Raw genomic sequence first — 16,454 nt, forward strand, 5'->3', positions numbered from 1 at the left:
TGCTCAAACTTGGCCATGGTTCGTGCGTCTCTGCTCGCCGCTCTTCTCCTTGCGCTCGCGGCGTGCAGCCGCGACGGCGCGCTCGAACCGTTCGCGGAAAGCCAGGTTCCCGCGACGCTCACGCCCCGCTTCTACCCGCCCGAAGGATGGGCCTGGGGGTTCATCGGCGTCGGCGACAAGCCCGTCCAACGCTATGGCGTCGCCAGCACCCGCCGCGTCCCGACCGCCATCGTCGTCATCGTCCCTGGCTACGGCGAAACCGCAGAGATGTGGTTCGAGACCGCCTCGGACCTGATCGGCGCCGGCCGCACGGTGTGGGTCCTCGACCGCGCCGGCCAGGGCGGCTCCGGGCGCTACGTGGGGCCGCGCGATCTTGGCCATGTTCCGAGCTTCGATCCCGACGTCGCGGCCCTGCGCGAATTGGTTCGCATCGTCATCAGGCCTTCGCCCGACACGCCGTTGGTGATCCTCTCCCACGCCGACGGCGTGGTCGTCGCGCTGAGCGCGGTGCGCGCGGGCATGAAGGTCGACGGCGTCGTCGCCTCCTCGCCGCGCTTGGCCAGGTCCGACCCCGCCCGGCGTCTGCTGGGCGCGGTCCGGCGCAGCGAGGCCGCGCCCGCCGGCTGGAAGCCCTGGACGCGGGAAACGGCTGACGACCGCGCCGGCGGCGCCACCCACGACATCTGGCGTGGCCTCGTCGGGCAGGCCTGGCGCACCACCAATCCCGATCTGCGGATGTCGGGGCCGAGCCTGGGATGGACCAAGGCCTATGAAGTCGCCAGCCGCCTGATCGAGACCGGCGCCCGCCAGACCCGCACCGAGGTCGTGATGATCAATGCCACCGGGGACGCTGAGGCCCTGTGCGCCAACCTGCCCTCCTGCCGCACAGAGGCGATTCCCGGAGCCGGCGCGGCGCTGCATCTGGAGGCCGACCGGTGGCGAGCGCCGTGGCTCACCGACGTCGAGGACTTCATCGCCACACGCCTTGAAGCGCGGCGATTGGCGGCTGTTTCAGCCGATCAATCAAAACCTTAGCGACGATGACTAAGACGTGCTGACGCTTGCCGATCACGCGCTGTAACATATCTTTTCAATGCCGGGCGTGGGCGATAGGCTCACGCCAACCAATAACGGCGAGACGTTCGGGGAGGTGTTCGCCTTTGTCGCGTTCCTTTGATCTGCGTGTGTCTGAGCGCGCTTTGTTCGATGCGCTCATCGACGCCCGCAACACCTACGGCGCCAAGAAGCCGATCCTGGAAGATCAGGAGCGCAAACCGCTCAGCTATACGGATCTGATCCGCGCGGCCTTCGCATTGGGCCGCAAGATCGCCGGCATGACCACGCAAGGCGAGCGCGTCGGCGTCATGTTGCCGGCCAGTTCCGGCGCGGTGGTCACCTTCTTCGCCCTGCACGCCTTTGGCCGCACCCCGACCATGCTGAACTTCACGGCCGGGCTTCGGAACCTGAAGGCCGCCTGCGAACTGGCCGGGGTGAAGCGGGTGCTGACCTCTCACCGGTTCATCGAACAGGGCAAGCTGCACGACATCATCGACGCGCTCGAGCCGATCGCGACCATCACCTATCTGGAAGAGGTCCGCGAAAAGGTCGGCCTGGCCGACAAGCTGTTCGCCGCCACCGCCGCGACCTTCCCCAAGCGTTTCCGGGTGGAGACCAAGCCGTCCGATCCCGGCGTCATCCTGTTCACCTCCGGCAGCTTCGGCGCGCCGCGCGGGGTGGTGCTGAGCCAGGCCAACCTGATCGCCAATGTGGAGCAGATCGCCGCCCACATCCCGCTCGACCCGTCCTGGGTGATGTTCAACCCGCTGCCGACCTTCCACTGCTTTGGCCTGACCGGCGGCGTGCTGCTGCCGCTGCTAAAGGGGATGAAGGCGTTCGAGTATCCCTCGCCGCTGCACGTCAAACAGATCCCGCCGCTGATCAAGGACACCGGGGCCTCGATCCTGTTCGCCACCGACACCTTCCTCAATCAGTACGCGCGCAACTCCGAACCCGACGAGCTGTCGGGCCTGAAGTTCATTGTCTGCGGGGCTGAGAAGGTTCGCGAAGAGACCCACAACCTGATCCGCGACCGCTTCGGCGACGTACCGGTGCTGGAGGGTTATGGCGCGACCGAGGCCTCGCCGGTCATCGCGGTCAACAAGCCCACCGACAATCGCCGCGGCACGGTCGGCGGCCTGCTGCCCGGCGTCGAGACCCGGCTTGAGCCCGTCGAGGGCATTCCCGGCGGCAAGCTCTATGTGCGTGGCCCCAACATCATGTCGGGCTACCTCAACGCCGACGGCGTGCTGGAAACGCCGCCCGGCGGCTGGCACGACACCGGCGACGTGGTCGAGATCACCAACGACGGCTGGATCAAGATCCTCGGCCGCGTGAAGCGCTTCGCCAAGATCGGCGGCGAGATGGTTTCTCTGACCGCCGCCGAAGACATCGCCACCACGGTCTGGCCCGACAGCCGCCACGCGGTGATCGCCATGCCCGATCCCAAGAAGGGCGAGCGCTTGGTGCTGGTCACCGATCGCCGCGACGCCGAGACCGCCCCCCTGCTCGCCCACGCCAAGGCCATCGGCGCGCCTGAGCTGGCTGTCCCGAAGAAGATCATCAAGGTCACCGAGATCCCGGTGCTCGGCACCGGCAAGACCGACTATGTGGCGATCATGCGAATGGCGGAGGCCGAGGGGCGCCGCGCCGCCTGATCTCCCGGGGGATCTCGCGTCGCTAGGACGCGGGTTGGGAGGGACACGACATGCCAAACCTCGACGTCTGGGCGCCGCGGGCGCTCAGCCTCTTGCGGATCATCGCCGCGCTGCTCTTCATGGAGCACGGCCTGATGAAGCTGTTTCACTTTCCGGCGCCTCAGCCGGGCGCGCCGGATCCTCTGCCGATGATGTTGATGGCGGCGGCCTGGATCGAGGTGATCGGCGGTGGTCTGATCGCGCTCGGGCTCTTCACCCGCCTCGCCGCGTTCGTCTGCTCGGGCCAGATGGCGGCGGCCTACTTCATGGCCCATGCGCCGCAAGGCTTCTGGCCGGCGCTCAACGGCGGGGAAGCCGCGATCCTGTTCTGCTTCGTGTTCCTGTACCTGGCGCTCGCCGGCCCCGGTCCGTGGAGCCTGGACGCTCTGCTGCGCAAGCGGTCGTAACTCTCGCTCGTCATCCTCCGGTCGCCTGAAAGGCGATCCGGGGGACCCAAGCGGCGGTGCTAGGTTTGCAACTCAGCTTGGGCCCCCCGGATCTCGCTTCGCGAGCCCGGAGGATGACGATCAAGGATCAGATATGCAGGACCCGGCCGTAGGCGTCGAGCGAGGCCTCGTGCATGGCTTCGCTCATGGTCGGGTGCGGGAAGACCGTGGCGAACAGCTCCTCCTCGGTTGCTTCCAAGGTGATCGCAAGGGTGAAACCCTGAATCATCTCAGTGACTTCCGCGCCGATCATGTGAGCGCCGATCAAGGCGCCGGTCTTCTCGTCGAAAATGGTCTTCACGAAGCCGTCGGTCTCGCCCGAGGCGATGGCCTTGCCGTTCACCTTGAACGGGAAGCGGCCCACCTTGGCGGCGATCCCCTGTTCCTTGGCCTGGGCCTCGGTCAGGCCGACCGAGGCGATCTGCGGGCTCGAATAGGTGCAGCCCGGGATCGGCGAGGTCAGGTTGCTCGGCTTCAGGCCGGCGATGTGCTCGATGCAGTGCACGCCCTCGTGGCTCGCCTTGTGCGCCAACCACGGCGGACCGGCCAGGTCGCCGATGGCGTAGAGACCCGCGACACCCGTGCCGCCATGGCTGTCGGTGACCACGTGGGTCTTCTCGACCTTCACGCCGAGCGCTTCAAGGCCAAGGCCCTCGACGTTGCCGACGATGCCGACCGCGACGATGGCGACATCAGCCTGCAGGGTTTCGGCCTTGCCGCCGGCCTCCAGTTCGATGGCGACGCCGGTCTTTGACTTTGTCAACTTCTTGACGCTGGCCCCGACCCGGAACTTCAGGCCGCGCTTTTCGAACGCCTTGTGAGCGGTCTTGGAGACCTCCTCGTCCTCGACCGGCAGGATGCGCGGCAAGGCTTCGATCACCGTCACGTCCGAGCCCAGGGCCCGGTAGAAGCTGGCGAACTCGATGCCGATGGCGCCCGAACCGATGACGATCAGCGACTTCGGCGCCGCCTTGGGGACCATGGCCTCGCGATAGGTCCAGACCCGCTCGCCGTCCGGCTCCAGGCCGATGGCCGGAATGGTGCGGGCGCGGGCGCCGGTGGCCAGGATCACATGCTTGGCCTGGACGCTGCGCGAACCGCCAGCCTTCAGGGCCACGACGACCTTCGGCGCGCCCTGCCCCTTTTCGAGCTTGGCGGTGCCCTCGATCACCTCGATCTTGTGCTTCTTCATCAGGAAGCCGACGCCGGAATTCAGCTGGCTGGCCACCTTGCGCGAACGCTCGATCACCTTGGAGAAGTCGAAGCTCGCCTTCTCGATCTTGATCCCATAGTCGGCCAGATGGCTGAGGTTCTCATAGGCCTCGCCGGACTTCAGCAGCGCCTTGGTGGGAATGCAGCCCCAGTTCAGGCAGACCCCGCCCAGCATGTCGCGTTCGACGATGGCGGTCTTGAAACCCAGCTGGCTGGCGCGGATGGCCGTGACATAGCCGCCCGGGCCCGAGCCGATGACGATGACGTCGAAATCCATGTGACTAGCCTCAGACGATCATCGTGATGGGGTCTTCGATCAGGGCCTTGAAGGCCTGCAGCCAACGCGCGCCGATGGCGCCGTCGACCACGCGGTGATCGCAGGTGAGCGTCACGCTCATGACGGTGGCGACCGCCAGCTGGCCGTTCTTCACCACCGGCCGCTGTTCGCCCGCGCCGACCGACAGGATGCAGCCCTGCGGCTCATTGATGATCGAGTTGAACGACTTGATCCCCATCATCCCCAGATTGGAGATCGAGAAGGTGCCGCCCTGGAATTCCTCGGGCTTCAGCTTCCGGGTCCGCGCCCGCTCGGCCAGGTCCTTGGCCTCCTTGGCGATCTGGGCCAGGCCCTTGGTCTCGGCCTTGCGGATGATCGGGGTGATCAGGCCGCCATCGATGGCCACGGCCATGGCGATGTCGGCGTTGTGGTGCATGGCGATGCCCTCAGGCGAATAGGAGGCGTTGGCCTCCGGCACCTGCTTTAGCGCGATCGCGGCGGCCTTGATGACCAGGTCGTTGACGCTGACCTTCACGCCTTGCTTCTCCAGCATGGCGTTGATCTTGGCGCGGCCAGCCAGCAGTCCGTCGATCTCCAGATCGATGGTCAGCGGGAAGTGCGGCACGTCTCGGAAGCTGTCGCTCATCCGGCGCGCGACGGTCTTCTTCATGCCGTCCAGCGGGATCAGATCGTAGCTGCCGTCCGGAATGCCCATCTGGGCCAGGCTCTGAACCTGACGCGGCGCGGACGCCGCGGCGCCGGCGGCCGGCGCGGAGGTCCTGGCCTGCGGCATAGCGCCGTCGACATCGCGCTTGATGATCCGGCCACGAGGCCCCGAACCCTGGACCTGCGAGAGATCCAGGCCCTTCTGTTCAGCGATCCGGCGGGCCAACGGCGAGGCGAAGACGCGTTCGCCCGAGGCGCGGGCCGGAGCAGCTGGGGCCGGCGCGGCCTTGGCGGCGGGCGCAGCCTCGGCCTTAGGGGCCTCAACCTTCGGAGCTTCGGCCTTGGGCGCGTCGGCCTTGACCGGCGGCGGCGCGGAGCCGGCGTCGTCGCCAGACAGGCGCGCGATCGGCGTATTGACCTTCACGCCCTCGGAGCCTTCGGCGACGAGGATGTCTTCGACGACGCCCTCATCGACCGCCTCGACCTCCATGGTCGCCTTGTCGGTTTCGATCTCGGCGATCACGTCTCCAGAGGAGACCTTGTCGCCTTTCTTCACGTGCCACTTGGCGAGCGTGCCCTCCTCCATGGTCGGAGAGAGGGCGGGCATCAGGACATCGATAGACATGGGTCGTTTCTCAGGCGCTGAGCAGGACAGGAGCCGAAGCGGCGAAGGATCGCGCGGTCATTTGTAGGTGACCGCCTTCACCGCCTTCACGATGTCCTCGACCGAGGGCAACGACAGCGCCTCCAGATTGGCGGCGTAGGGCAGCGGGACGTCCTTCTGGTGCACGCGCGCCGGCGGGGCGTCGAGATAGTCGAAGGCGTGGTCGATCACCCGGGCGATCACCTCGGCGCCGACGCCCATCGGGCCCCAGCCTTCCTCGGCCGTCACCAGACGGTTGGTCTTCTTCACGCTCTCGACGATGGTTTCGTGGTCGAGCGGGCGCAGGGTGCGCAGGTCGATGACCTCGGCGTCGATACCTTCGGCCGCCAACAGTTCGGCCGCCTTCAGCGCCATGCCGACCATCCGCGAGTGGGCGGTGATCGTCACGTCCTTGCCCTCACGGCGGACCTTGGCCTTGCCGATCGGCACCACCCAGTCGACGTCCTCGGGAACGTCGAACTCCTGGCCGTACATCATCTCGTGTTCGAGGAAGACGACGGGGTTCGGGTCACGGATCGCGGCCTTGAGCAGGCCCTTGGCGTCGGCGGCGTCATAGGGCGCCACGACCTTCAGGCCGGGAACCTGAGCGTACCAGGCCGAGTAGTCCTGGCTGTGCTGGGCGCCCACGCGCGCCGCGGCGCCGTTGGGGCCGCGGAACACGACCGAGCATTTGATCTGGCCGCCGGACATGTAGAGCGTCTTGGCGGCCGAGTTGATGATGTGGTCGATCGCCTGCATGGCGAAGTTCCAGGTCATGAACTCGACGATGGGCTTGAGGCCCGCCATCGCCGCGCCGACGCCAAGGCCGGCGAAGCCGTGCTCGGTGATCGGGGTGTCGATGACGCGCTTGTCGCCGAACTCCTGCAGCAGATCGCGCGAGACCTTGTAGGCGCCCTGGTACTGGGCGACTTCCTCGCCCATCAGGAAGACCTTATCGTCCTTGCGCATCTCCTCGGCCATCGCATCGCGCAGGGCGTCGCGGATGGTCGTCTTGACGAGCTTGACGCCCTCGGGAAGCTCCGGATCGCGGAGTTCCACCTTCGGGGCGACCGGCGCGGCGGCCTCGACGGCCGCGGGCGGCTTGGCCTCGGCTTCGGCGGCGACGGGCGCCTTGGGGGCGCTGGCGGCCGCGTCGTCGCCGGACAGGCGCGCGATGGGCGTGTTGACCTTCACGGCCTCGGTGCCTTCGGGGACGAGGATCTCCTCGATGGTCCCTTCGTCGACGGCCTCGACCTCCATGGTCGCCTTGTCGGTCTCGATCTCAGCGATCACGTCGCCCGAGCGGACGGTGTCGCCCTTCTTGACGTGCCATTTGGCGAGGGTGCCTTCCTCCATGGTCGGGGAAAGCGCAGGCATCAGGACGTCGGTCACTCGGCGGCCTCCAGATAGACGTCCGTGTAGAGCTCCGAAGGTTCGGGCTCGGGCGAGGTGCGGGCGAACTCCGCGGCGTCGGCGACGATCTTCTTCACCTCGGCGTCGATGACCTTCAGCGAGGCCTCGTCGGCCCAGCCCTTCTTGGCCAGCAGTTCCTGCAGGTGGTCGATCGGGTCGCGGGTCTTGCGGACCTCGTCGACCTCGTCGCGGCTCCGATACTTGGCCGGATCGCTCATCGAGTGGCCGCGATAGCGGTAGGTCTTCATCTCGAGGATGTAGGGGCCCTTGCCCGAGCGGGCGTGGTCGGCGGCCTTCTTGGCCGCGGCCTTGACCGCCAACACGTCCATGCCGTCGACTTCCTCGCCCGGGATCCGGAAGGAGGCGCCGCGCTTGTAGAGATGGGTTTCCGACGAGGAGCGCTCGATCGAGGTCCCCATGGCGTACTGGTTGTTCTCGATCACGTAGACGACCGGCAGGCTCCACAGCTGAGCCATGTTGAAGCTCTCGTAGACCTGACCCTGGTTGGTCGCGCCGTCGCCGAAGTAGGTGAAGGAGACCTTCTTGTTGTCGCGGTAGTGGTTGGCCAGAGCCAGGCCCGTGCCCAGCGCGACCTGCGCGCCGACGATGCCGTGCCCGCCGTAGAAATCGGCCTCGGTCGAGAACATGTGCATCGACCCGCCCTTGCCCTTGGACGACCCGCCGGCCCGGCCGGTCAGCTCGGCCATGACTTCGCGAGGGTCCATGCCGCAAGCCAGCATGTGGCCGTGATCACGATAGCCGGTGATCACCTGATCACCCTGCTCCTTGATCGCCTGCACGCCGACCGCGATGGCTTCCTGGCCGATATAGAGGTGGCAGAAACCACCGATCAGACCCATGCCGTACAGCTGGCCCGCCCGCTCCTCGAAGCGGCGGATCAACAGCATGTCGCGGTAGTACTTGAGGAGCTCGTCCTGCGTCACGGGGCCGTCTGCGGCGCCGCTGATACCGGTGTCATTGCTCTTCCGCTTAGCAGCGGAGCCTGCCTGCCCACGCGCCATCCGTCTCTCCCGTAGGAATGCATTTCGCGGTTAAGCTCCGCGTGTCCGTAGCCGTTTAGAACGAACGAATCCGCCCTAAGGCTTCACGCGGATCACATAGTCGTTCGGGTGTCCGAAACCTAGCAGGGAACGGGCACGTTCTTCCAGTAGGTCGGCGGAGAGGCTGTTGTCGCGCAACAGACGGGCACGGGCTTCCAAATCCTGCCTTTGGGTACGCAGTTGGGCCAATTCCTGGGATTTGGCCGCAAGGGTCGCGTCCCTTTGCGTAGAAGACAACAAACCGCGATCGCCCGTGAAAGCGTGGAACCCGAAATAGAAAATCAGGAACGCGAGCGCCGCTGTCGGCAGATATGGGCGAAGGCGTGCAAACACGTCGAATCGAAGACTCCTGATCAAACCCACCTCACGCGATCGTGCTTAATTTAGGGTTACAATGCCCCGTCGACGCGGGCGTTAGGGGGAAAAATCGTGCGCAGCGTCCTCGGCAAGATCTACGCCTACAAGGCCTTGGACGATCTGATCCTCATCTACCCGCTTTACGCGGTGATGTTCGTCGATCATGGCGTCTCGCCCAGCCAGCTGGCCTTGCTGTTCGCCGTATGGTCGGCGGTCGGTCTGGCGCTGGAGGTGCCGTCCGGCATCTTGGCCGATCACCTGTCGCGCAAGCATCTCCTGGCCGCCGGCCAGCTCATCCGGGCGGCGGGCTACGCATGCTGGCTGCTGTTCCCGAGCTTCTGGGGCTACCTCGCGGGTTTCGTCCTCTGGGGGATCAAGGGCGCCCTGCAGTCCGGGACTTTCGAGGCCCTGGTATACGACGAGCTCGATCGGCGCGGCGCCGCCGACGACTACGCCAAGGTCATCGGCCGGGCGCGGGCCAGCGGAATTGTCGCGATTTTAATGGCGATGCTGGCCGCCTCGGGGGTTCACCGGCTCGGCGGTTACGAACTTTTGATGGTCCTCAGTGTCGCGGCGGTGATCGCCGCCGCGGTGGTCGCGCTCGCCCTGCCCTCGGCGCCCCGCGCGCAATCGACCGGCGAGGTCGATTATCTGGCTCACCTGAAGCAGGCCCTGGGCGAAGCCCTGAGCACCGTGGCGATCCTGCGCCCGATGCTGGTGGTCGTCACCCTCTGGACCCTGGGCGGATCTCTCGATGAGTTCTGGGGGATCTATGGCGAGGAGGCCGGCCTCAGCCGCGACGCTATCCCGATCTACTACGCCGCCACCTATGCGACGTCGGCGCTCGCCGCGGCCCTGGCCTATCGGCTCAGCGGAGCGCCCGCCGCCGCCCTCTACGGCGTCGTCATCCTCGCCGGCGGCCTGCTGATCGCGGCGGCCGACATGATGAGCCCGGCTGGAATGCTGTTGTTGGCGGTGTTCGCCGGGCTGGTGAAGCTGATCGACATCAACTTCGAGACCCGGATGCAGCACGCCATCTCGACCGAGCGCCGCGCCACCATCGCCTCGCTGGCGGGCTTCCTGTGGACGGTGGGCTCGATCGGCCTCTACCTCGCCTTCGGCCAGATCGCCGAGCGCTGGTCCTATGGCGCGGCGTTCATGACCTTTGGCGTGGTGATGGTGCTGAGCGGCGCGGCCTTTCTGTTCAGCCGCGCCTTTCGGCGGATCTAGAGGCGCTTCAGCGCCTTGGCGCCGAGATAGATCGCCTGGTCGCCCAGCTCTTCCTCGATGCGCAGCAGTTGGTTGTACTTCGCGGTCCGGTCCGAGCGCGACAGCGAGCCGGTCTTGATCTGACCGCAGTTGGTGGCGACCGCCAGGTCGGCGATGGTCGAGTCCTCGGTCTCGCCCGAACGGTGGCTCATCACGGCCGTAAAGGCGGCGCGGTGAGCCATGTCGACGGCGTCCAGGGTCTCCGACAGGGTGCCGATCTGGTTGACCTTCACCAAGATGGAGTTGGCCAGGCCCTGCTCGACGCCCAGCTTCTCCAGGCGAGCCGGGTTGGTGACGAAGAGATCATCGCCCACCAGCTGGATCTTGCCGCCCAGCTTGTCGGTCAGCAGCTTCCAGCCTTCGAGGTCGTCCTCGGCCATGCCGTCCTCGATCGACACGATCGGGAACTTGGCGACCAGGCCGGCCAGATAGTCGACCATGCCGGCCGGATCGAGGGTCTTGCCCTCGCCGCCCAGCACGTACTTGCCGCCTTTGAAGAACTCGGTCGAAGCCGCGTCGAGGCCGAGCTGGAAGTGCTCGCCGGCCTTGAAGCCCGCGGCCGCGCCCGCCTTGACGATGAAGGCCAGTGCCTCTTCAGCCGAACCGATGTTGGGGGCGAAGCCGCCCTCGTCGCCGACATTGGTGTTGTGGCCGGCGTCGGACAGCGCCTTCTTCAGCGCGTGGAAGATCTCGGCGCCCATGCGCAGGCCTTCGGCGAAGGTGTCCGCGCCGGTCGGCAGGATCATGAATTCCTGAATGTCGATCGGATTGTCGGCGTGGGCGCCGCCGTTGATGATGTTCATCATCGGCACCGGCAGGACGCGGGCCGAGACGCCGCCGACATACTTGTAGAGCGGCAGGTCGGCGCTGATCGCCGCGGCCTTGGCCGCCGCCAGGCTGACGCCCAGGATTGCATTGGCGCCGAGACGGCTCTTGTTCGCGGTGCCGTCCAGCTGGATCAGCTGGGTGTCCAGACGGCGCTGGTCCTCGGCGTCGAAGCCGGCCAGCGCGTCATAGATCTCGCCGTTGACGGCCTCGATGGCCTTCAGGACGCCCTTGCCGCCATAGCGGCTCTTGTCGCCGTCGCGCTTCTCGACCGCCTCGTGAGCGCCCGTGGAAGCGCCTGACGGCACCGCGGCGCGGCCCAGCGAGCCGTCTTCCAGAATGACATCCACCTCGACCGTCGGATTGCCGCGGCTGTCCAGGATCTCCCGGGCGATGATGTCGACGATCTCGGTCATGGAAGCTCCTAGAGATTGGGCGGAAATATGCGCGCCCCTTTAGCCACCTTCGAGAAAGGTGGCAATCTTGGGCCCGGCGCCCAGGCGCAAAGCGCGCAAGCAAAATCCCCCGCCCGGAACCCGGACGGGGGATTTGGATAGCTCAGACCTTCAAGGGCTCAGGCGCGCGAGCGCGGCCCTCGAGAAGGACTAGTCTTCCTTCGGGGTGATGACCTGACGGCCCTTATACATGCCGGTCTTCAGATCGACGTGGTGGGGACGCTTCAGTTCGCCGGTTTCCTTGTCTTCGACATAGGAGTTGGCGCCGAGGGCGTGGTGCGAACGCCGCATGTTGCGCCGCGACGGGGATACTTTGCGTTTCGGAACGGCCATGGGGAATCTCGCAGGCGTAAAAATGGAGACGGCGGCCAAACGACAGGCCGCCGACGTGAGCGCGGGTGTATGCCGGAAATCGGCCTTGGTTTCAACCGCCCTTGTAAATCCTTGTGGAAGCCAAGGCTACAAGGCGTTTTGGCGCAACCTGCGCCCAGGCCATCCACATCAGATCGGCGAATCGCCCGGCCTCGACCTTCTCAAACCAGACGAAAGTCGAGCCATTGGCGCCCCAATAGCCGGCCACGGCCTCGATCACGCCGGGGTCCGCCTCGCAGAGGTTCCGCTGATCCTCAGGATCGAGCTTCAGCATGGCGCGCGGTTGATCCTGGTGGATCGTGCAGAAGATCTTCTTGCCCACGCGAAACGACGGCATGCCGTGGTGGTCGGCCTCATAGGCCTCCGGCTGGCCCAGCGCGATGCGTCTGACGTCGTCGGGGGTGAGCATGACCGGAGGATAGCGCCCTCCGCCGGTCATGGAAAACCACCTAGACCAGGCGCGAACGTTCCTTGGCCGCGCCGATGAAGCTGGCGAACAGCGGGTGCGGATCGAACGGGCGGCTCTTCAGTTCCGGGTGGAACTGCACGCCGATGAACCAGGGATGGTCCGAGCGCTCGCAGATCTCGGGCAGCACGCCGTCCGGCGACAGGCCCGAGAAGGTCAGGCCGGTGTTCTCGATGGCCTCGCGGTAGCCGATATTGACCTCGTAGCGATGGCGGTGGCGCTCGCTGATCGCCGTGCCGCCATAGATCTGCGAGACCTTGGAGCCGGCCGTCAGGACCGCGTCGTAGGACCCCAGGCGCATGGTGCCGCCCAGGTTATCGCCTTCCTTGCGGGTCTCGCGCTCGTTGCCGCGGGTCCACTCGGTCATCAGGCCGACGATCGGTTCCGACGTCGGGCCGAACTCGGTCGAGGAGGCCTGCTTGATGCCGGCCAGATTCCGCGCCGCCTCGATCATCGCCATCTGCATGCCGAAGCAGATGCCGAAGTAAGGCACCTCATGTTCACGCGCGAACCGCACCGCGCGGATCATGCCTTCCGAACCGCGCTCGCCGAAGGCGCCGGGCACCAGGACCCCGTGAACGCCGGTCAGGCGCTCGGAGATCAGCCCTTCCTCGCGCTCGAAGGCCTCGCCCTCGATCCAGTCGAACTTGACCCGGACGTTGCTGGCGACGCCGCCGTGCACCAGCGCCTCGATCAGCGACTTATAGGCGTCGGTCAGGGCCGTGTACTTGCCGACGATGGCGATGTTCACCTCGCCGTCGGGGTTGGTCAGGGTGTGGGAGATGCCCTCCCAGCGCGACAGGTCCGGCGCCGGCGCGGTCTCGGTCAGGCCGAACACGGCCAGCACTTCGCGGTCCAGACCCTGGGCGTGATAGTCGAGCGGCACGTGATAGATGTTCGGCGAGTCCATCGCCTGGATCACGGCGCTTTCGCGGACGTTGCAGAACTGGCCGATCTTGCGACGCTCGCTGTCCGGGATCGGCTGTTCGCAGCGGCAGAGCAAAATGTCGGGCTGAATGCCGATCGACCGCAGCTCCTTGACGGAGTGCTGGGTCGGCTTGGTCTTCATCTCGCCGGCCGTCTTGATATACGGCAGCAGCGTCAGGTGGATATAGCAGGCGTGGCCGCGCGGCAGCTCCTGGCCAAGCTGGCGGATCGCCTCGAAGAACGGCAGGCCTTCGATGTCGCCGACCGTGCCGCCGATCTCGACCAGCACGAAGTCGACGCCCTCGCCCGGATCGCTGAGCACGAAGTTGCGGATCTCATCGGTGACGTGCGGGATCACCTGGACGGTCGCGCCCAGATAGTCGCCGCGGCGTTCCTTCTCGATGATGGTCTTGTAGATCTGGCCGGTGGTGATGTTGTCGGCCTTGGTGGCGTTCACGCCGGTGAAGCGCTCGTAGTGCCCCAGATCGAGGTCCGTCTCAGCGCCGTCCTCGGTCACGAAGACCTCGCCGTGCTGATAGGGACTCATCGTCCCCGGATCGACGTTCAAATAGGGATCGAGCTTGCGCAGGCGGACCTTATAGCCACGAGCCTGCAGCAATGCGCCGAGAGCGGCGGAAGCGAGACCTTTTCCCAAGGAGGAGACCACGCCGCCGGTGATGAAAATGTACCGGGTCATGGGCGTTCAGGTTAGCCGTGATTCGCGTTGGGCGCCCTGCGGCGATTCGCCAAAGGCTGTGGAAAGTGTGGAGTGATGTGCGCCAAGACGTACGCGCAAACGCAGAGTGAGCCGCCGAGGCGGCTTTTGGGAAGGTCTCACGATCACTCTGGACTTAGGGGTTGGACGGCGCCGGCTGATCGCCGGTGAAGGGATTGCGAACCTGCGGGGTCGGAGCCGTCAGCGGCGCGGGCGCGTCGCTCGGGCTGGTCGGCGCCGGCGCGGTGGGCGTCGGAACGGCCGGGCGGTTCAGGCTGTTGGGATCGATGCCTTCGACCTTCACCCGGTCGACGACCGAGGAGGCGCCGCGCTCACGGCCGGCCAGCAGGGTGAGCACCAGGCTGAGGATGAAGAAGACCGAACCCAGGATCCAGGTCGTGCGGGTCAGCAGGTCGCCGGCGCCGCGCGCGGTCATGAAGCCAGTGTTGCTACCGCCCATGCCCAGTGCGCCGCCTTCTGAGCGCTGCAACAGGACGACCGCGATCAGCGAGACGCAGACGATGACGTGGATGGTGAGCAAAATGCCGAGCAGCATTGATATATCCGATGCCTTCGACCGGTCGCCCGTGCCGAAATGAAGCGCGCGCTCTACCATCAGGCGGCGCACAAGGCCATAGCTAGGGCGTCGTATCCGTCAGGCCAAGTCCATGATTCTCGAAACCCAACGCCTGAGCCTGAGGCCTCTGCAGGTCTCAGACGCCGAATTCCTGTTTCCGATCCTGAATGATCCGGAGGTCATGGCCCACTGGGACATCCCCGAGATCGACGATCCGGACCTAGTCCGCGCCATCGTCGAGGGACAGGTGGCCGACACCGCCTCGGGCAAGGCCTTCCACTGGACGATCCGCACCCTCGACGGCGCAACCTTCCTAGGCGCCTGCGATCTGTCCGACATCGACCGCTGGCACAAGCGGGCGGAGATCGGTTTCCTGCTCGGGCGCGACGTCTGGGGCCAGGGCTATGCGCTGGAAGCCACCCGCTCGGTGATCTCCTATGCCGCCGCGATGGGCGTACGGCGGCTGTCGGCCCGCACCCACCTCGGCAACCTCCGTTCCGACGCCCTGCTCGAGAAGCTGGGTTTCGAGGAGGAAGGCCTGCTGCGGGGCCACGTCCTGCGCGACGGCGAGCACCGCGACTGCCGGCTATTCGGCCTTCTGCTCTAGCGTCGCCGCGCCGGCCGCCTATCTCAGACAGACCATGACAAATCCAATCCGCCCCGCCGGCTTCGACCACATCGTCCTGCGCGTGGTCGATAAGGATCGAATGATCGCCTTCTATCGCGACGTCCTGGGCTGTCCGGTGGATTGGGATCGCCCCGAGCTCGGCCTGACCCATATCCGCGTGGGCGCCTCCCTGATCGACCTGATCACCGTGGACGGCCCCTTGGGCAAGTTGGGCGGCGAAGCGCCGGGCGACGAGGGCCGCAATCTCGATCACTTCGCGCTGGCGATCCGCCCATTCGACGAGGCCGCGATCCGCGCCCACCTGGCCGCGCACGGCGTCGCGATCGCCCTGGAGGGCGAGCGTTACGGCGCCGAGGGCGATGGGATGTCGCTCTACGTCCTCGATCCGGAGGGCAATATGGTTGAGCTGAAGGGGCCTTCCGTTTAGCCAGCTTCGTCATCCTCCGGGCAGCCAAAGGCTGATCCGGCGGACCCAAGCTGAGTCGCCGAACTTGATGGGCCGCCGCCAGCGTCCCCCGGATCGTCTTTCAGACGACCGGAGGATGACGACTGGGCCGCCTAGAGCGCCGAGATGATTCCCAGGAAATCCTCGGCCTTCAGCGAGGCACCGCCGACCAGCGCGCCGCCAACCTCGGCCGCGTGCAGGATTTCGGCGGCGTTCGAGGGCTTCACCGACCCGCCATAGAGAATCGGCGGGACCTTGCCGTGGTCGCCGAAGATTTCGACCAGCGTCGCCCGGATGGCCACATGGACCTCCTCGATCTCCGGCGTGGTCGGCGTCAGGCCGGTGCCGATGGCCCAGACCGGCTCGTAGGCGACCGAAAACGCCTTGCCGTCCAGGACGGCCGGCAGCGAGCCCCTCACCTGCCCGGTGACGATCTCCAGCGCCTTGCCGGCCTTGCGTTCTTCCAGGGTCTCGCCGACGCAGACGATGGGTTCGAGACCCGCGCGCAGGGCCGCCTCGACCTTGGCGGCCACCAGGGCGTCGGTCTCGCCATAGCCGGCGCGGCGCTCGGAGTGGCCCAGGATGACCAGGCTGGCCCCGGCGTCGCTTAGCATTTCAGCGGAAACATCGCCGGTGAAGGCGCCGGAGGTCTCGGCCCGGCAGTCCTGTCCGCCGAGCAGCAGAGCCGTTCCCTTAACCGCCCAGGCCGCCTGCGCAATCAGCGTGGCCGGCGGGCAGATCGCGACGCGGGCCGTGGTCGCACCGATCCCGGCGGCGACCGCCTGGGCTTCCGACAGCGACGCGGCGACCCCGTTCATCTTCCAGTTGCCGGCGATCAAAGGGGTCGGAGAAGTCATCTTGGCCTCACGTTTTTCTGGACACAGGCGCGTTAAGCCAAGCCGTTCATTCTGTCACGCGCTTGCGGGGGGGAAGTCCACTCCACTATA

Annotated in this window: 17 protein-coding genes; 6 read left to right on the forward strand and 11 right to left on the reverse strand. The window is 66.4% G+C overall.

Annotated elements, in window-relative coordinates; translation table 11 throughout:
• The first annotated feature begins 15 nt into the window (after positions 1-15).
• From ASE02_RS11890 to ASE02_RS11900, 3 genes are all read left to right on the forward strand, one after another.
• Positions 16-1,035, forward strand: coding sequence for an alpha/beta hydrolase (locus ASE02_RS11890; RefSeq protein WP_056734396.1), 1,020 nt, complete (start codon positions 16-18; stop codon positions 1,033-1,035).
• A gap of 125 nt (positions 1,036-1,160) precedes the next feature.
• Complete coding sequence (locus ASE02_RS11895) at positions 1,161-2,714, forward strand: AMP-binding protein (RefSeq protein WP_082602028.1); 1,554 nt, start codon at positions 1,161-1,163, stop codon at positions 2,712-2,714.
• 50 nt (positions 2,715-2,764) lie between these two features.
• A complete protein-coding gene (locus tag ASE02_RS11900) occupies positions 2,765-3,160 on the forward strand; it encodes a DoxX family protein (protein WP_056734399.1) in 396 nt (131 codons plus the stop codon).
• Between the two features lie 127 nt (positions 3,161-3,287).
• Here ASE02_RS11900 and lpdA read toward each other — a convergent pair whose 3' ends face one another.
• The 5 genes from lpdA to ASE02_RS11925 form a co-directional block, all read right to left on the reverse strand.
• Positions 3,288-4,688: a dihydrolipoyl dehydrogenase gene (gene lpdA / locus ASE02_RS11905; protein WP_056734401.1), complete on the reverse strand. Its 1,401-nt coding sequence runs from the start codon at positions 4,686-4,688 to the stop codon at positions 3,288-3,290.
• Positions 4,689-4,698: 10 nt separating this feature from the next.
• Positions 4,699-5,979 carry a pyruvate dehydrogenase complex dihydrolipoamide acetyltransferase gene (locus tag ASE02_RS11910; RefSeq protein ID WP_056734403.1) on the reverse strand — a complete coding sequence of 427 codons (1,281 nt, stop codon included), beginning with the start codon at positions 5,977-5,979 and terminating at the stop codon, positions 4,699-4,701.
• A gap of 57 nt (positions 5,980-6,036) precedes the next feature.
• Entirely contained in the window at positions 6,037-7,389 is a 1,353-nt protein-coding gene (locus ASE02_RS11915; RefSeq protein WP_056734406.1) for a pyruvate dehydrogenase complex E1 component subunit beta, read from the reverse strand.
• Positions 7,386-8,432 carry a pyruvate dehydrogenase (acetyl-transferring) E1 component subunit alpha gene (gene pdhA / locus ASE02_RS11920; RefSeq protein ID WP_056734408.1) on the reverse strand — a complete coding sequence of 349 codons (1,047 nt, stop codon included), beginning with the start codon at positions 8,430-8,432 and terminating at the stop codon, positions 7,386-7,388. Before pdhA ends, ASE02_RS11915 begins: the two co-directional genes overlap by 4 nt.
• Positions 8,433-8,507: 75 nt before the next feature.
• On the reverse strand, positions 8,508-8,804 hold the full coding sequence (locus ASE02_RS11925) for a septum formation initiator family protein (protein ID WP_056734925.1): 297 nt from the start codon (positions 8,802-8,804) through the stop codon (positions 8,508-8,510).
• A 96-nt stretch (positions 8,805-8,900) separates the two neighbouring features.
• On the opposite strand from ASE02_RS11925, the gene ASE02_RS11930 reads away from it, so the two are divergent.
• A complete protein-coding gene (locus ASE02_RS11930; RefSeq protein ID WP_056734410.1) occupies positions 8,901-10,058 on the forward strand; it encodes an MFS transporter in 1,158 nt (385 codons plus the stop codon).
• On the opposite strand, the gene eno is transcribed toward ASE02_RS11930, so the two are convergent.
• The 5 genes from eno to secG form a co-directional block, all read right to left on the reverse strand.
• Complete coding sequence (gene eno / locus ASE02_RS11935) at positions 10,055-11,338, reverse strand: phosphopyruvate hydratase (protein ID WP_056734412.1); 1,284 nt, start codon at positions 11,336-11,338, stop codon at positions 10,055-10,057. The genes ASE02_RS11930 and eno overlap by 4 nt on opposite strands.
• A 189-nt stretch (positions 11,339-11,527) precedes the next feature.
• Positions 11,528-11,710: a 50S ribosomal protein L32 gene (gene rpmF, locus ASE02_RS11940; protein WP_056734414.1), complete on the reverse strand. Its 183-nt coding sequence runs from the start codon at positions 11,708-11,710 to the stop codon at positions 11,528-11,530.
• A 91-nt stretch (positions 11,711-11,801) separates the two neighbouring features.
• Positions 11,802-12,188 carry an MmcQ/YjbR family DNA-binding protein gene (locus ASE02_RS11945; protein ID WP_056734416.1) on the reverse strand — a complete coding sequence of 129 codons (387 nt, stop codon included), beginning with the start codon at positions 12,186-12,188 and terminating at the stop codon, positions 11,802-11,804.
• 10 nt (positions 12,189-12,198) lie between these two features.
• Positions 12,199-13,839, reverse strand: coding sequence for a CTP synthase (locus ASE02_RS11950; protein ID WP_056734417.1), 1,641 nt, complete (start codon positions 13,837-13,839; stop codon positions 12,199-12,201).
• Positions 13,840-13,993: 154 nt separating this feature from the next.
• Entirely contained in the window at positions 13,994-14,413 is a 420-nt protein-coding gene (gene secG, locus ASE02_RS11955) for a preprotein translocase subunit SecG (RefSeq protein ID WP_056734419.1), read from the reverse strand.
• Positions 14,414-14,525: 112 nt separating this feature from the next.
• Between secG and ASE02_RS11960 the strand changes: the two genes are divergently transcribed.
• Positions 14,526-15,041, forward strand: a complete 516-nt coding sequence (locus ASE02_RS11960; protein WP_056734421.1) for a GNAT family N-acetyltransferase — start codon at positions 14,526-14,528, stop codon at positions 15,039-15,041.
• Between the two features lie 34 nt (positions 15,042-15,075).
• Positions 15,076-15,489, forward strand: coding sequence for a VOC family protein (locus tag ASE02_RS11965; protein WP_056734423.1), 414 nt, complete (start codon positions 15,076-15,078; stop codon positions 15,487-15,489).
• 131 nt (positions 15,490-15,620) lie between these two features.
• On the opposite strand, the gene tpiA is transcribed toward ASE02_RS11965, so the two are convergent.
• Positions 15,621-16,364 carry a triose-phosphate isomerase gene (gene tpiA, locus ASE02_RS11970; protein WP_056734425.1) on the reverse strand — a complete coding sequence of 248 codons (744 nt, stop codon included), beginning with the start codon at positions 16,362-16,364 and terminating at the stop codon, positions 15,621-15,623.
• Positions 16,365-16,454 lie beyond the last annotated feature (90 nt).

It is taken from the genome of Phenylobacterium sp. Root700, from assembly GCF_001429025.1.
Lineage (GTDB): Bacteria > Pseudomonadota > Alphaproteobacteria > Caulobacterales > Caulobacteraceae > Phenylobacterium.

What these genes read in the sequence shown, in the direction of transcription:
- ASE02_RS11890 (WP_056734396.1), top strand. Translation starts at nt 16, where the DNA reads ATGGTTCGTGCGTCTCTGCTCGCCGCTCTTCTCCTTGCGCTCGCGGCG.
- eno (WP_056734412.1), bottom strand. Translation starts at nt 11,338, where the DNA reads ATGACCGAGATCGTCGACATCATCGCCCGGGAGATCCTGGACAGCCGC.
- ASE02_RS11950 (WP_056734417.1), bottom strand. Translation starts at nt 13,839, where the DNA reads ATGACCCGGTACATTTTCATCACCGGCGGCGTGGTCTCCTCCTTGGGA.
- lpdA (WP_056734401.1), bottom strand. Translation starts at nt 4,688, where the DNA reads ATGGATTTCGACGTCATCGTCATCGGCTCGGGCCCGGGCGGCTATGTC.
- ASE02_RS11960 (WP_056734421.1), top strand. Translation starts at nt 14,526, where the DNA reads ATGATTCTCGAAACCCAACGCCTGAGCCTGAGGCCTCTGCAGGTCTCA.
- secG (WP_056734419.1), bottom strand. Translation starts at nt 14,413, where the DNA reads ATGCTGCTCGGCATTTTGCTCACCATCCACGTCATCGTCTGCGTCTCG.
- ASE02_RS11910 (WP_056734403.1), bottom strand. Translation starts at nt 5,979, where the DNA reads ATGTCTATCGATGTCCTGATGCCCGCCCTCTCTCCGACCATGGAGGAG.
- pdhA (WP_056734408.1), bottom strand. Translation starts at nt 8,432, where the DNA reads ATGGCGCGTGGGCAGGCAGGCTCCGCTGCTAAGCGGAAGAGCAATGAC.
- rpmF (WP_056734414.1), bottom strand. Translation starts at nt 11,710, where the DNA reads ATGGCCGTTCCGAAACGCAAAGTATCCCCGTCGCGGCGCAACATGCGG.
- ASE02_RS11900 (WP_056734399.1), top strand. Translation starts at nt 2,765, where the DNA reads ATGCCAAACCTCGACGTCTGGGCGCCGCGGGCGCTCAGCCTCTTGCGG.
- tpiA (WP_056734425.1), bottom strand. Translation starts at nt 16,364, where the DNA reads ATGACTTCTCCGACCCCTTTGATCGCCGGCAACTGGAAGATGAACGGG.
- ASE02_RS11945 (WP_056734416.1), bottom strand. Translation starts at nt 12,188, where the DNA reads ATGACCGGCGGAGGGCGCTATCCTCCGGTCATGCTCACCCCCGACGAC.
- ASE02_RS11965 (WP_056734423.1), top strand. Translation starts at nt 15,076, where the DNA reads ATGACAAATCCAATCCGCCCCGCCGGCTTCGACCACATCGTCCTGCGC.